The 17,250-nt window shown below is 48.8% G+C and carries 6 protein-coding genes; all 6 read right to left on the bottom strand.

Features of this window, described 5'->3' with window-relative positions; translation table 11 throughout:
- Positions 1–24: 24 nt before the first annotated feature.
- From V7S65_RS06460 to V7S65_RS06435, 6 genes are read right to left on the bottom strand one after another with little or no spacing between them, the layout of a single operon-like run.
- Complete coding sequence (locus V7S65_RS06460; protein ID WP_336388808.1) at positions 25–4,134, bottom strand: PKD domain-containing protein; 4,110 nt, start codon at positions 4,132–4,134, stop codon at positions 25–27.
- A 27-nt stretch (positions 4,135–4,161) separates the two neighbouring features.
- Positions 4,162–4,518, bottom strand: a complete 357-nt coding sequence (locus tag V7S65_RS06455) for a T9SS type A sorting domain-containing protein (protein WP_336388809.1) — start codon at positions 4,516–4,518, stop codon at positions 4,162–4,164.
- 10 nt (positions 4,519–4,528) lie between these two features.
- Positions 4,529–13,450: a right-handed parallel beta-helix repeat-containing protein gene (locus V7S65_RS06450; RefSeq protein WP_336388810.1), complete on the bottom strand. Its 8,922-nt coding sequence runs from the start codon at positions 13,448–13,450 to the stop codon at positions 4,529–4,531.
- Between the two features lie 31 nt (positions 13,451–13,481).
- Entirely contained in the window at positions 13,482–14,783 is a 1,302-nt protein-coding gene (locus V7S65_RS06445) for a DUF4302 domain-containing protein (RefSeq protein ID WP_336388811.1), read from the bottom strand.
- 33 nt (positions 14,784–14,816) lie between these two features.
- Entirely contained in the window at positions 14,817–15,716 is a 900-nt protein-coding gene (locus V7S65_RS06440) for a zinc-binding metallopeptidase (RefSeq protein WP_079467651.1), read from the bottom strand.
- Positions 15,717–15,753: 37 nt separating this feature from the next.
- Complete coding sequence (locus tag V7S65_RS06435; RefSeq protein WP_336388812.1) at positions 15,754–17,241, bottom strand: RagB/SusD family nutrient uptake outer membrane protein; 1,488 nt, start codon at positions 17,239–17,241, stop codon at positions 15,754–15,756.
- Positions 17,242–17,250: the final 9 nt, after the last annotated feature.

Below are 17,250 nucleotides of genomic sequence, written 5' to 3'. Positions count from 1 at the left end.
ACAATTTTATGTGAATGATTTACTTTACCTGATAATAGTTACATAGCCCGTGATAGGCGCCATACCTGCCCTGAGCTTAATTACATAATAGTAAGTGGCCAGTGGCAGCTGGTTGCCCTTAAACCGGCCGTCCCACGGTACACTATAACCGGTGGAGCGGTATATCCTTTGTCCATAGCGGTTAAATACTTCCACGGTGCTTTCTGCATAATCAGACAGGTTGCTGATGATCCAGGTATCATTTACACCATCTCCGTTTGGAGAGAAAGCATTTGGCGGCGCAACGGGCTTCAGCACTTTCACCGTCATGGCGTCACGTGCCATACAACCGTACTTGCCGATGGCAGTAAGTGTGTAAGTGGCATCGTGCATAGCGGGAATTACCGGCGACAACACCGTAGGATCGGGGAAGTCGGCTGCAGGGTCCCAGGCAAAAGTGAGGTTCACCGAATCGTTGGCCACAGGCCTGAAGCTCACAACAGTACCCTGTGGCACAACAAAGGATGGTCCGGCATCTATCACCGGCTGGAGGTATACGATCACCTTACTGCTATAGGCAGAAGATCCGCAACCCGACTGATTTGCTACCTGCAACTGCACACTGTATTCACCAGGTGCCGTATATTTTTTTACCGGATGCTGTTCAGTAGAAGTGGTGCCATCACCAAAGCTCCACTCCCATTTATTAATGGTTCCGGTAGGATCTGTACTCTGATCGGCAAATACATTATCGGCGCCCTGGCAAAGGGTATCCGGCGTTACTTTAAAGGACGCCACCGGCTGACCAAAGAAGGCACTTAATGTTTTAGCCGATGAATCTTTACAACCATAAGCAGTAGTAGCCACCAGTTTCACATCAAACGGTCCAAAGGCCTTGTATTGCCAGACAGGATCTTTTGCTGTGGAGCCTGTACCACCATCGCCGAAACTCCACTGATATGAAAGGCCCGACTTATCTTTTGCTGTAGTGAGATTGGTAAACGCAGCGGTTCCATCCGGCATACATACTTTGGCCGGCAACGTGAAATCTGCTTTAGGCAGCTCATGCACGGCCACTATGGCTTTGGCGGTATCGCTGATGCAATTATGATCACTCACTGCCACCAGCTTCACGAGGTAGACGCTGTCCTTCAGGTAAGTGATGGTAAACGGATTGTTATTGGTGTTGTTTCTCAATGTACCATTGGCCAGGTCCCATTTCCAGTTGGTAATGTTTCCGGCGGAGATGGTAGACTGGTCAGTGAAAACGGCACTCTGCCTCAGGCACAAACCTGCCGTAGCAGTGAATGCAGCTGTAGGTTTAGGATATACTACCAGCGTAGTGGAAATAGAATCGGTACAGCCGCTGTCGGTGGTAAACACGTACCAGATGGTATGCGTACCGGCACCTGCGGTGGCAGGTGTGAAGTTACCTGTGGAGTCCGTAGCCGGGCCACGATAGTAGCCTTTACCGGCCACGCCATTTTGTATAGTGGCTTTGCCTACTGCTATTGTACCGGGCGTGTTTACGCAAACGCCGGTCAGGGCAGCATAGGCCAGTTGTGGTTTCAGTTTAAAAGTAGCCGTTACCGTAGTATCTTTCGTACAGCCCTTATCGGTAGTTACACTATACTTAATGGAGTAAGTGCCAAACTTCGTATAGGCGTGCGTGGGATCTTTCGCTACAGAGGTATTCGGATTCGCAGTTGTTGCGTAGGCATCCCCGAAGTTCCAGGCATGTGTACTGATGGTTTGCGCATCAGGCACTACTGCGCCGCTGGTAAACTGTACCAGGCCGCCTACCGGGAGGCAATCGCCGGGATAAGCGAAGAGCGGATTGGGTTTGGCATATACCGTAACCGTTTTTGAAACGGTGTCGCTCACACAGAGGTTGCTTACTTTCACCACGTGTTTTATAGTGTAGGTGTTATGGTCTTTGTAGGTAATCGTTTGTACGGCGCCGGTAGTGGCATTCAGTGCAGAATCATTACCAAAGTTCCAGTACCACGACTTTAAAGGCGCTGTACCTCCATAGGTAGCGTTATCAGTAATCTTCAACACCCCTCCTTCGCATAATGCCGCGGCGTTTGTAGTAAATGACGCTACCGGCTTAGCCACTGCAGCCACCTGGAAGGAAGTATCTCCCACACAGCCATCTCTTGAAATTACCGTTAACTTTACGGCAGCATTACCTACAGGAAATACTTTTCCTACCTGTATGCCACTGTCTTTTACCGCTCCCGGGAACTCCCACTGCCAGCGATCTATCAGCGGATCCTTCAGGCTTGTATCTCCCTTAAAATAAACAGTATCCAGTGTACACCCGGTATAGGTGTAGGTCATTACCGCACGCGGCTTTCCTTTCACGGGTACCGTGAATCCCACCTTCTCTGTGTTGTTACAGTTTTCAATGCTCGGATGTGTGGACATCACCGGCACATCGTACTCTCCTATAGCGCTGAACTGGTAAGTACCGGGTAAAGAGTATTTATAATAAGTGATCCCGTTGATCAGTACCGTACCGGTGCTTACCGGCGCGTTGACTGTTACATCTGCATTTGGCGTAATGGCGGTGCCGAGTGTGCTGAGCCGCCATACCATTTTTGTAGGCTTATACGCCATTAAAATGGATAATTGCACGGGCGTATTGGTACAGGTAAAATCATTCGACGTTTTAGAGGTATCATAACTGTTGTGAATAGAGCCTACGGCATTGAGGTTATTGATCAGTGTGCCTGCGTTATAACCATAACTTTCCACGCTGCCCAGGCCATAGGTAACCGCGGTGAAAGCCGAGTCGCTGCTCACAATACATTGTGCAGGTGCAGCCGGCCATCTTTTAACCACCACCGTATAACCGTTGAGGTTAGGATGCGGGTACGAGAAGTCGAACAACGGGCTGCCGTCAATCCTGAGCGAGGTAACGCCGGCTGTGGGAATGATCATGGTGAGATAGTTGGTTTCTATAAACTCACGGTCGTTCCGGTAAAAACCAATCCGTTTAATGGCCTGTTCAATAGGACTCAGGTACACCATTTCTGGATCACCTAATCCGCCATTGTTGCCACAGGCACCGGACGATGACATAAACTGCGCCACCAGTACCGGTTTATCGGATTCTATATAATCGGCGGTATTGCTAACAAACTCGTAGTAGGAATTGGCGATCAGACCGGTAAGGATAACACCATTTCTTTTTACAATGGTAGCAGGATCTTTCACGACTACTTTATAAATATTATACTGGAGAGTAGACGGCATATCATCTTCAGACGTGGGCGCGGTGAGATAACGTTTACCCCATGCCTGGAACGGGAAAATCTGCTGGATATTATTATCGCCACTGCTGCCGGTGTTATTGCAGGTGATGGCCGTACGGCTGCTGCCGGAATATACAGCCACGGGATAACACTGTCCCATTGGGTTACCGATCGATTTAATGGTAGTACCGGTCAGCTGCCGGCCTGCACCACCACCCAGCGAGGCGCCTACCAGCTGGTAAATATCCCCCCGGTTTAGTGTAACCGTAAACGGTACGCCGGCAGGCCGGCCGTTGCGGGTTAATACTGAAGGCGTGATTTCCACTACGGTATTATTCTGATTTGCTATTACGAACATCCAGGAGAAACAGTCATCTGCGTAGTTCTGCATACTGTTTACAGAGATGTAGGAATAGCCCCACGTTTCTTCCGGCATCAGCATCGTAGCACCCGAAGAAGCGCTACCATAAATATGCGCATAGGCAACAATGGGCACGTTACTTTGTATGTGAATAGACTTGCCCGTAAAAACACCTTCACCGCCGGTACCGCCAAAAGATGGCGGCAGGGAATACAGTCGTGCATCTATAGCGCCCGATTTGGGGATCAGGTCAGAAGCAATAACGGTATTGGCCGGGATGCTATACGTGCGCGTCCAGGTGGTGCCGGTAATGCTCACTGTAACTGTGGCAGGTTGCTCTGCACTCAGGTACAGGATCATTTCCTGGCTATTGCTTTGCCCCATTTCCATGAACTGGTGGTGTCCGTAGCCCACCCAGAAATCTTTCCCTTTATTGGAAAGATTCTGGGCGTATGCAACATTGGCTACGAACTGAAACAGGGTCAGGGATACGGCAAGGCAAAGTCGCTTTATATATATTAGTTTGGTTGACATCTTCTTCAATTTTTCATATTGAAATGATTATTGTTTGATGATCATTTTCGACGTCGTTGTACCATCTGCAAAAATGGTATTCAGCATATAAGCTCCTCTCTGGATATCCTGTACATCCAGCTGGTTGTTTTTACCGGTAACGGCTACACGCTTGATGGTTTTGCCATCCATCGCGTAGAGTACCAGCTGTTGAATGGATTTACGCGATTGTATAGTGAGGGAAGAAATAACCGGGTTCGGATACACCTTCACAGATCGCTGCAACATTAAAAGGCTGTCGATGTCCTGGCGCAAGGGCCGGATAGTTGCATTGGCACAAGGCCAATGCAACATCCAACACCCAATGACTAACAGTAACAACTTCTCTATGCTTACTTTTTTCATATAACTGTTTTTAGCGGATCAGGTTAATAACTCCTTTCTTCTCTGTTTTACTTCCATCTGTAAGGGTAAGATGACATACATAGATGTATACGCCGGAAGGCAGTGCCTTTCCTTTGTAGTTGCCATCCCAGCCTACAGACTGGTTATTGGATTCGAATACTTTTTCACCCCACTGGTCAAAAATGGTGATGTGCAGCTGTTTGATGATGTAACCATACACCAGCAGTACGTCGTTTCTGCCATCGTTGTTAGGTGTGAACGTATTCGGGATGTAGATGCCATCAGGTAAGGTTTTACCTTCTGCCGGCAGCGATGCTTTGTCTTCGCAACCTTTCGCACGCACAATCAGTTTCACGGTCTGTACCGGTTGTAATCCGTTAACGATATGCACCAGTCCTTCCCTGCCGGATGTTGGCAATGTCCAGCTGGTACCGCCATCCAGGGATACTTCGTAGCCGGTGGCATTGGCAACTGCCTTCCATTTAAAGCGGATCATGTTTACGCCTACGCTGTCGACCGTTACCACCGGTGTTTCCAGAACCGGCAATACATGCACAATGGCTTTGGCGCGTGCCAGTCCGGGGCATCCGTGTGTGAGTGTTTCCAGGTAATAATTACCGTCGGCGGCAATGTTGTTAATCGTGTAGTCGTTGCCGGTATGCAGCAGGTTACCGCCTGTTGGGGCATCGTACCAGTTGTACAATACGCCGGGTTCAGGATTCTTTGCAGACAAGGTAACATCCGTGCCGTTACATACGGTCATAGAGTCTTTCACGAGTTGAGCCACCGCCGGCGCATACACTTCTACTTCTTTGGTAGTATCGCCTACGCAACCTTCTGCTGCCACAATGCTCAGTTTCACTTCTTTCACGCCCGGGTATCTGAAGTACTTCAGGGTATCTTTTGCAGACGACACGGTAGAATCGGCAAAACTCCATTTCCAGGTGCTGATACCCACACCGTTGCTGGTAGTGGCAGTGCCTTTGAACAGGGCGCCGTCGTTCAGGCATCCGGTATAGTCAACGCTGAAATCAACCACCGGCGCAGGGATTACTTTTATCTGCAGGATGCTTTCAAAACTGTTGCTGCAGCTTTCTATATCCGGATGTGAAATCAGGATAGGCACTTCATACAAACCTGGTTTGCTGAAGATGTAATCAGCCGGTACGGTAAAGCGATAGTATTTCCGGTCGTTGCTGATCACAGAATCCACTGGTACCGGGTTGTTTTGCACAATATCGGTTTTAGGCGCAAGGCTGGCTACCTGGCTGAATTTCCAGGTAATCGCCGTTGGTTTCACCGGTATGAGCATGGAGAAACGGAATGGTGTTTTAGCGCAGGTGTAGGTGTTGTTCTGACCGCTGTTATTCATTACGTTGTTGAATGAAGGCAGGATGTTCAGGTTTTTCACCAGGGTACCAGCGTTGTAACCATAGCTTTCTACACTACCAAGGCCGTAGGTTACGGCCGTAAAGGCAGAATCGCTGGTTACGGTACACTGTGCCGGAGCAGCCGGCCAGCGTTTCACCACTACCGTATATCCGGCAGCGTTAGGATGCGGATAGGTATGATCGAAAGTAGCGCTACCGTCGATCAGCAGGGAGGATACGCCTCCCGTAGGTATAATGAGGGTAAGATAGTTGACAGTGATAGCCTCCCGTGTATTGCGGTATAGTCCTACCCTTTTAATGCCCTGTTCTACCGGGCTCAGGTAAATCATTTCCGGATCCCCGTTGCCGCTGGTGTTGGGGCAGCTTCCGCTGGAGGACATATACTGTGCCACCATGATAGGCTGGTTGGCTTCAATATTATCAGCCGTGCCGCTTTCAAACTGGTAGAACCGGTTGTTGATCAGGCCTGTTAAAGTGGCGCCGTTTATTTTCACTACAGTGGCAGGGTCTTTCACCAGCACACGGTAGATGTTGGTCATGAACGAACTGGCCGAGCCGCTGGAGGAAGTAGGTGCTGTAAGATACTTTCTGCCCCATGCCTGCGACGGGAAGTTCTGCTGGATCAGGTTATCGCCTGAACCGCCGGTTTCGATGCCGCAGCCAATGCCGGTACGGCTGCTGCCGGAGAACACCGCCATCGGGTAGCATTTTCCATCTTCATTGATCACTGATCTCACATGACTGCCGGACAAGTCGTAGCCTTCGCTGCCACCGCCTGGCATCATGGCGCCCAGTACCTGGTACACTTCACCTTTATTCAGTGTAACCGTAAACGTTGTATTGGCAGGTTTACCTGCCAGCGTAGGCACTGAAGGTGTGATTTCCACTTTTGTATTATCATAGTCCGCTATTACATAGAACCAGGAATAGGTGTCTGTGCTGTAATTCTGCCTGGACGACAGCGTAGCATATTCATAGCCATAGGTACCTACCGGCAGCAGCATGGTGGCGCCGGAAGAGGCACTGCCATAAATATGTGCGTAGGCAACAATGGGCACATCACTTTCTATGCTGATACCTTTATCTGATAATCCTTCTTCTATCAGGCGGGCATCGCTCAGGCCACTCTTTGGTATTATTTCGGTAGTGATGGTTTTGTTGGCAGGAATGTGATACACTCTTTCCCAGCTGGTACCATTAATACGTACTGTTACGTTAGAAGAATCCTGTGCATTGAGGTACAGCACCATGTTCTGCGAGTTATCCCCGGAGAAGAACTGGTGATGGCCATAACCCACCCAGAAGCGGGTACCACGGTTGGAACTGTCGGCCGGCTGCAGCAATTGTGAAGTAACCGTACCGCCATTGAGACCGGTAAATTTATCCAGGAAGTGTACCGAGCTATCCCTGATTACATTCGGGATATCATATACATGGCTCAGCGAATCTACGATCCATGCGTTGGCACTATCGGTGCGGCCCATCCGGATATCCTTCTGGCGCCTGATATAACCCTGCCATGGATCGATATAGAACTGATCGATGTTGAAGTTATACTGACCATTAGCCGGTGTTACATCCACATCAGTATAGAAATACATAAAGTCCCTGCCGGTAGCCAGGTTTGGCGGCCTGATACCGGAGTAGCGTCTTACCGCTATATTGTTAGGTATAGCCGTGCCCGGGTTCCAGGTAATTTTTGTTACCGTATCCGTACCAAACATAAATGTTTGCGTAACGCCCGGAGCCGGTATGGCCGGGAATGCCGGGAGTGCCGGTGGTACAGCAGTAGGCAGGAATTCGTAAGCGCCCATATCCGGTACGCCTTCTGTGAGCTTAACTGCCCTGACGGCGCCGTTGATGTCCTTATCGTTACCTTCTATCTGCACACCACGGCCATGAATAGCCCATACATCCGGGATAGCAATGGCTGGTTGCAGGGTGGTATCATCCGTAAATGCTGGTTTGTAAACAATAGAATTTATATCCAGCGTATCTGCGGCAATGTAATCATGCAACGTGGCATAGCTGCCCGCAGGCGTCTGCTGTTTCACCAGCACCGTGCCTTTTGTATACAGGGTATTATAATCGCTCTTCATGTACAGCGGGTTAGCGATATACATGGCGACACCACTGGTATCTGAAGCAAAAATGTTATTCTTCACTTTAACATTACCATAGTAAGATGCGGTATGATTGAAGTACGCGGCATAGTTATCGCCGGTGGCAGTGGAGCTGTTCAGTACCGAGTTATTATAGTAGTTGAGGTTGGAACTGCTTGCGCTATAGATACCATAGGCATTCACTCCATTGGCTTTCACGCTGATCACGTTATTGGAAACAGTGGCGCCATCTGCCTGGTAAAGTTCCAGTGCGCGGACTTCCCCGGTAATGTTTCCTCTTGCTGTAATGCGGTTTCCGGATACAATGCCTTTCACACCGGCATCGGAAGTAGCATAGTAGAGGTATATTCCGTGAACATCATCGGTGGTGTTGGTCACTTTAACTTTATTCCCAGAAATCGTGTAACCGTTGGTGTTATCTGTATAGATACCATAGGCATCAGCTGCCATATTGCCGCTGAGGTTCACCTGGTTGCGCCGGATCATGAGGCTGTCGGCATACTCTACATACAAACCGTTTGAATACGGTTTCTCTATAATATTGCTATCCAGTGTAAGTCCGCGTGTAATAGCGCTGTAACTGCCTTCCCAGTAAACACCATTCGATCCGTTGGTGATGGTATTACCGGTGATCACGTTGCCAATACCGATACATTCGTCGGCGTACACACCACTTACGGCGGTACCGGTGCTGGTGCTAACCGGCAAAGGAATAGCGCAATTAACGATACTGTCGTACGAAGATTCTTTAGCATATACCACTGCTCTCGCGTTGGTGGTACCTGCTGGTTTAATAGTGATAGCCCTCCAGGTGACGTAATCCACACTGTCCAGCTGCAACACATAATTCAAGGCAGATGTACCGGCGTAGGTAAGCGTTACCGCAGCGGCGCTGTTTGTTTCACTCCGGAAGGTTACCCTGTTTACTGCAGAAGCACCAGGGATATGATGCATGGTGATCTGCTCTGTATAGGTGCCTGCCTTTGCGAGGAAAGTAACGGGACCGGCTATACCGCATTCCAGTTTGGATACAGCACTGCTGAACGACTGGAAGTTAGTAAGACTGGTAGGCGCTGCCGGATTGATGGTATAAGTACCTGCCAGCAATGGCGGGTTCAGGTTAGCCTTTACTACAGTAGAATAAGCGCTGTCCGTACCTCCGCATATAATTAAGCAGCGGTAGTAGTTTTCTACCCCGATGGTAGTATTAAATACACTCACATATTGTGAATCGCTGGCAATTACCCACGGGCCTGTAGCAGTAGCAGAACGTTGCCACTGGTAGGTTTGTGTGCCACCCGTGCTGTTGCCGGTAAGGTCCAGTTTGATATCGGTACCCATACACACCGGTGTAAGCGGGAATACGGTTGAAGTACCCGGTACCACTGGTTTGCTGCAATTGGGAACACTCACTTCGTAAGCACCCATATCCGGTTTGGTAGTGCTCCTGGTTACACCGAGGATATCCGTGGTAATGCCTACCGGCTTACCGGTATTATCCAACGGAGAAATAACGGTGGCATAGTTACCTGCAACAGGATCTGCAAACACAGGCTGTATGGACAAGGAGTTGCTATCCAGTTTGGTAGCGGCTGTCCATGCAGCCAGCGTAGGATAATTACCACCTATATAAGCTGTATTGAAATTGCTTTTTACATAAATATCATTGTAATTGGAAGTAAGCGCGGTGCTGGTGCCGATGCTTAAACCGGTTCTGTTTCCTTTACCGGATCTGCTGACATCAAGAATATTATCAAAGAACTGGATACCGGTAGCAGTGCCTGACTGATAGAAGCCGGTAGTTCCGTTGGAAGAGGTATTCTTAAGATCATTCAGCGCAACCGTGTTGTGATAGTAGTATACATAGTCGGCGCTGTAGTTGGAGAGGCCATACTGCGTACTCTGACCACGGAAATCATAGATCACGTTATTGAAAACTTTCGCCGGATTGGTAGCAGTTGCATCTGCATAGGAGAACTCCATACCGTAAACAGTGGAGGTGCTATTTGGTGCGCCACCCAGCAGGTTGTGGATACGGTTGTTACTTATCACCACATCTGCCCCTTTGTTATCAACGCTAATACCATACACGGAGTAACTGTTATTGTCACGGCCCGGTCTGGAAATATCATTATGATCTATCAGGGTGTTGGTGGTATAGCTTACCGTAATACCTGTTTCATAAAACTCTTTTATGACGTTGTAGCTAATGGTATTGCGGGTAGGAACAGAAGCAGTAGCGCCATAGATGAGCACACCATTGTATCCGCCGGTGATGGTATTTTTTGTGATGATGTTACCATCACAGTCGTTACCGGTGCCGGTGGTGGGACTGGATTCGCTGCCGTTGATCACGATACCGGCAAATTCATTATAGGTACCGGTTTGATCGATGATGATGTTACAACGGCGGATGGCGTTGCTATCTGCATTATTGAGCATTTGCACACCATATCCATAGTCGTCGCTGGTAGCATCTATAGTGAGGCTGTCGAACGTAATATGATCGGCGCCACGCAGTTTTATCACGGCTCTTTCATTATTATCGGAAGGCGCAAATTTTATCGTATTGCCGTTACCGTTAAAGGTGATGGTATTAATAGCAGAGGTGCCTGCGATAGAATCCAGGATCAGCTGTTCCAGGTAAGGACCGGAGCCGGCTACCACATTCATTACCACAGGACCTTGTATACCGCATTCCATAGCCGCTTTGGCAGCGTTGAAGCTGATAAAGTTAGTAGTGCTGGCTGGGGCGTTTTTATTGATGGTATAACCTCCGCCGGGGAATGCCTGGTTTACTGTAAGCAGTATTGGCTGCGAGTAAGCCGTATTACCACTACATGTAACGGCTACACGGTAATAGGATGTTGTAACCGCGGTGATAACTGTATCCGGGTTGGTAAGCACATTACCGATGTTGGTGTATGTGCCCGTAGCGGTGGCTGATCTTTGCCACTGGTAGGTTTGTCCGAGCCCGATAGAATTATCGGTGAGTGACAAAGCCACTTTCCTGTTTACACAAATCACCGATGGGCTTACCTGCGCATTACCTGCCAGCGGCGGGTTAATGCAGGGACCGGGTGTAAATTCATAAGCACCGATATCAGGTGTGGAGGCGCTTCTTACTGCATTATTAATATCTACCGTAATATTTACCGGTAAACCTTTATTATCGATAGAAGCATTCGCCGGCTGATAGTTACCGGTAGTAACAGATACAAACAGCGGATTGGAACTTACTGAGTTGCTGTCCTGTAAAGAAGCGGTTTGCCAGTCGAGAAGTGCCGCGTTATTAGCGCCAAAGTAGCCCACATTGCTGGTACCGCCGCTGGCTGCCAGGTAGTAATCATTCCTGTTGGCATGAATAGTACCATTGGTAGCACCGAAATAAATACAATATTTACTGCCGCCACCACCACGCGTTACCGCAATGAGGTTATTTAAAAACTCTATACCATCGGCTTTGGATGTTTGATAAAAGCCGCGGGCAGTATAGGTAGTACCTGTAGTAGAGCTTCCATCCAGCGCAATAGTATTATGGTAATACCAAACGTTGTCGGACCCTGAATTGTAAATACCATAAGCATCTCCCTTACCAGTATAATTATACATCAGGTTATTGCTTACCACGTTTTCCAGCTGCGCGAGTGCATCGGTACTGCTGAAGTAAATGCCATAAGCTGCACTGGTGCTGTTGGGAGCGCCACCAAAGGGATTGCTGATGATATTACGGGTAACGTTTGCCTTTGTACTGAGATTTGTAAAATAGATACCATAGAACGTACCTACACCGGTACGCGCCGGCCGGCTGATCGTATTATTTTCTATCAGCGTATTAAAGGAACCGGTTACATAGATACCGTAATTATAGAAATTGCTGATCTTATTGCCGGTAACTTTATTATTACCGTTTGCAAAGGTATTGCTGCCGGTTAACGCAATTCCATAGTACCCGCCGTTGATAGTATTATCAGAGAAGATATTAAAATCGCATTTCGCCTCTCCGGTAGTAGTTGCCGAAGTGAGCGAGCTGCTGATGACGATACCTGCGTTACTGCTAGTACTGGCAGTAGAATCCAGCAGGAACGTACAGTTTTTGATGGTGTTGTAATCGGCATCATTCGTGAGATGTACGCCCCATCCGTTGCTGGTACCACTGGTTTTTATCACCAGGTTATTAAAGGTAAAATAGTCGGCGTCCGACAACCGGATCACTGCCGGTGCTGAAGAAGTGCCTGCAAAGGTAAGCGTGTTGCCGTTACCGTTAAAGGTAATGGTATTGATAGCAGAAGCGCCCGGCACAGGTGTGATGAGCAGCTGTTCGGTATAAGGACCGCTGCCTGGAGCTACGTTAAATACTACCGCGTTATTGATACCACACTTAATAAAGTTGTATGCGTCATTAAAGGAGGCAAAGTTATTACCACCGGTAGGCAGGGCCTTATTAATATTGAAGACGCCTGACACCGGCAGCGGAGAAGTGACTGTTACAGCGTTGGAGGTAACAGTGGTATTGGAAGTGACACAGGTTACGTTACAGCGGTAGTAGCTGGTGGCCGGCTGTGTGGTTACAAGCCGGTTGGTAGTATCGTTGGGCATGTTGGTCCAGGTAGTATTATCAGTGGACTTCTGCCATTGATACTTAATACCTGAAGCGACGGTGGTGCCGGACAATGTTATAATCACCTGCCCGTTCATGCAAACGGTTGATGAACCGGCAGTAGCCGTTCCTGCGGTGGGTGTACCGGTACAGGCTACGGCCGGCGTCCAGGAAAAGATCACATCCGGACGGGTGGTCATAGAACCGGTATTATCGGTGTTGGTGGTACCACATAAATAATTCAATCCGTCGGAGCGGTAAGTATGTGAAGCATCAAAGGGAAGCCCTGTTGTATAAGGTACTTCCGGGTTGTTGGTGTAGGTAAGGCGGGTATCTGAATCAGGTGCGCCGTTACATATTTCCACTACAATGTTATCTGTACCATTCCAGAAAAAGCCGGAGACAAAGGGAAAAACATTGGTGCCGGTTTGCGGAAGGTAATTAACGGGACCAAACACCTGGTTGGTGATGGGCACCCAGGTGCTGTTGTCCAGCGAGGTATCGGTGGTAGTACCAATTTTAATGGTATACTGCTCAATAGTGTCTGTACCATTGAGATTGAGCACCTTGTATTTCAGCCCGCTGATAACACCGGCATTCATCCCTGCTGCATGCAGTTCTGAAGCGCGGTACAGGTATTGGGTCCTGGTGCCTTCATAGTAATCCTGTAACGGGCACGGATATCCCGTGTTGGTGTTACCGGAAGTACTCTGACCAATGCTGATATCCGTTTGTGCCGATAGCCGGCATGCCAGCATCAGCAATACTCCTACAAGTAATGTTGTTTTATATAGATAATGAACAGTACAATTTCTCATATGAGGTTATTTGAATTTTGGTTGAATGCATTTAGAATCCCTGCCAGTTGATCCATGATTTACCATCGCGGGCATTTACCATGTCGTAGGTAAGGGAACTGGTTTGTACCAGGTAGAACCCCGCCGGATCGGCCATCAGAGATCTCGTTTTATTGATAGCGGTTCTGTCGGCGGGTAAACTGCCATACAAGCCGTTATCATTAAAAATGATCCTGCCATCCTGGGTAAAGGTGGGTGCGTCATAGCCCGGTCCGTAAGAGATTACATTCCCGCCGGTTTCCCGCCTTACAACAAAGCCAAGTAAGTCCAGCGAAGTACCGGGACCATCTATCTGGGGATAGTAAGTAAGGAAGGCATAGGCCGGCAGACCGGTGATACCGCAGGCATCATCCTTTCCGTTTACATGAAAGCCATAGTAGGTAGCCCAGTAGCTTTCATTCTGCAACGCGTGCTGGTACCATCTCCTGGGCGCCGCGGCATCAATTGCCAACGGCGTTACCGTTTCACTGATGGCGGCAGCTTTGCCATTGACCGTAAAAGTAATAGCGCCGTTTTCCCACTTCACCTGGTCGAAGCTGCTGATAGTGATGGTACTGTCTGTAAACGCCGGCATTAAAGAAATACCGCCCGGCGTGTACACGTAACCGATAGTTGCCTGCTGTACTTTACCATTGGCGATCCAGGTAAAATTTACCCGGTGCAGGTATGGATTGATGCTGATATCATAGCGGCTGGTGCCTATCGTTAACTTATGAAAATAGGTAAGTATAGCGCTGATACTGTCGATAGAGCGATTGATCCGGTGCTGGAGATAATTATCCTTATCCTGTTGCGTGGCCTTCACCAATATGGCTTTACTGCCATGGAAACGGCCGGTCAGCCAAACGGTATCGCCCACAGCACCGTTAATCGCGAATTCAAAATCGGAACCCAGGCCCTGGCCGTATTGCCCGCCATTCTGACCGGCGTCCGGATCGGAAAGCACATGCAGGTAAGAGTAGGTGTCAAACAGCAGGCAGGGTTGCTGCAAGGCTTTCAGGCGCCAGCTGCTTTCGCGCATTGTTCCGGTGCTGGCGGCATCAAAGTCGGAATACATCTGCACACGGTTAGCATCCGAGAAACTAAAATAAAAACCAAATACACTGCCCGGAACGCCCGCGGGATATACGAACGCTTTCCAGCCATAAGGCGCGGTTGTAAGCACCTGCTGGTAACGGGCCAATGTATCGTTGATACGTTCGTCCGGTGATTTATCAAACAAAGGGTCTGTTTCCTTTTTACAGGCAAACATCCCGGTGATGATGAAGAATAAGCAGATCAGATTATTTCTCATACTATTATTTTTACTCCTTCGGAGTCTTTTGTTTTAATAGAGTAACTGATTAATTTCTTTCCTGGTGCGGGTTTGAAGGCTATAAAAATTGATATGCCATACCGTGAGGAAATAGCTGACCACCATTGCTTCCTTCTGCCGCAGCCTCGACTGTGCTTCTGCTTTGGTAACGCCGTTGATGCTGGTTCCTTCCGGGATACTGTTTACGATGTCATCAAAGCCTTGCTTTCCTTCTACCAGCATGGTAGATACCATCTCTACAAAGTCTTCGTCAAAGGCCGACATCGCGTAAGGTGTTACAAAGCCATCGCGGCGGGCATTCATATCGGAGATGTTGTTCCAGTTGCCGGTGTAAAAACCAGCGCAGATCCGTTTGAATTCTACCGGGTACATCACTGTTTGATGCAGGATATGGCCAAACTCATGTTCTATTACATGGAACATCTGTTTCACATTGGCGGAATCGGAGGGTTTGTAACCTTCCATCGACTTTGTAAGGAAGTCATTTACCAGGTACAGCACTACCTTGCGGCCGCCTTCTGCGGTACCCAGGGTGATGGTGCCGTTTTCATTCCAGCTGGCGCTGCCGGAGAGAATAAAATACTTGGGGCAGTATCTTTTAAAGAAGAGCGCGCCTGCTTCCGCGATGTAGGTGTCCATCCATACTTTCTGAATGGCCGACATCACCGGGATTATTTTTTCTTCTTTGGGAGGTACCAATGTTTTGTTCAGTTCAAATTCGAACTGGTCCCATTTATACTTTACCGCAATATTAAAAGGCACGGTAAGGCTATCGTGCAGCCATTTATCCAATGGAGAAGCGGCCCAGGTATCTCCGCCGAGGCCGGGAATATCTTCCACATTGCCCAGGTCATCTTTCTTGCTGCAGGCCATCAGCAAGCACAGGGGGATGATGAGTAAGAATGCTTTCATTTGTGTATGTATTAATTTTGGTACTATCGCTGTGTTATTATCTTGGATTCAATGCTATTCCTGAGGTAGTGGCGGAAGCCGGGATCTGGAACAGGCGGCGGTTATCATCGGCCTTTAACTCCAGTACCTTTCCTTCGCGGGTGGTGTGTACCACGGGTATTTTATATCGTTGCAGATCAAACCAGCGCTGCCCCTCCTGTACATATTCTGCGCGTTTGAAATCGAGGATGGTACGGATACAAACGGTTTTTACATCGCTGATACCGTAAAAGCTCTGCATCGCCGGCAGGGAAATATTATGTTCCGAGGCGTTGTAATTCCGGATACGTTTACTGGCAAACAGGTTGAGATCTTTCAATACGGCGCTGGTGTTATTGAGATATGCATTGGCTTCTGCACGGTTAAACAATACTTCTTCGGTAGTGAACAGGGGCGTCATTACATAGGGCTGGCCAATGGTGGCATTCACGGAGTTCTTCACAAAATACTCGGATAGCTTTGGCACAAAATAATCCTGTGAGCCGTAGTAGTATAACGGGTACGACCAAACGCCGCCGGTAACATTCCGGCCGAGAATGAGCGCTTCATGCTGAAAGTCGAGATCATACCGGAGCCGGCCTGCATTGCGCCCCCACAGGGAAGGCGCTTCCACGATCAGCAGGTTGGCTTTTTCATTGGCATTGGCATAAATGTCAAAGATCTGCGCCGGAGACATGCTGCCATAAGTGGTATTCCACAGGCGCATGTTGGAGGCTACATCATTGTTTGAAAAAGTATTGTCGGCATAGGCTACTACTTTCGGGTAATCTTTTTTATACAGGTAGAACCGGGTGGCGAAGGCATATGCTGCGCTGCGGTTAAAATGAAAACGTGGTACGCTGTAGGCGTCGTCGCTGATCAGCGGCAATCCGGAGAGCAGATCCTTCTCTACCATGTCATACACGTATGCCACTGTTTTACGCTCGTACTGTTTCATTACCACTGTTTCCGGCACGGTTACATATGGTATGCCCGGATCATTTGCAGCGGTAGTGGCATCGTAGGTTTTGGCAAAAATGTTTACCAGCATAAAGTGGGCATAGGCTCTGGCCAGCAGCGCTTCTCCCCGCTGACGGGTGTAAGCGGCGGGATCAGCAGCTTTTCCACAGGCTTCCAGCGCCTGGTTGGCGGCGGCAATAGCAGTATAACAGGCTCGCCAGTAAGCTTCGGGAGAGTCTTCCTCTATCCATTGAATGTCGTTAAACAGGTAGGCGTCACCGTTAGGCCGGTAGTACTCTCCTACTCCTTTGTCGCCCACATTGTCGGACATGGCTTCGCACATGGTGATGTAGCTGGCCTGCGGATAGGCGGATCCCAGCAGCTTGCTTACTTTTACCGGTGAACTGAGGTCCGTCCAGGTGCTGTCCGGTACCTGTTCCAGGTATTTTTTACAGCCGGCGGTTACGAGGGTCATCAGTGCAAACGCTCCTATAATGACAGGCTTTATTTTTCGTTTATTCGCAGACGTTATATAGTAGATTGACATAGCTCTTCT

Origin of the sequence: Chitinophaga sp. CCNWYY40 (assembly GCF_037483205.1) — a bacterium.
Classification (GTDB): Bacteria; Bacteroidota; Bacteroidia; order Chitinophagales; family Chitinophagaceae; genus Chitinophaga; species Chitinophaga ginsengisegetis.
The sequence above is the reverse complement of the archived record's forward strand: the minus strand, read 5'-3'. Positions and strand labels throughout refer to the sequence as shown.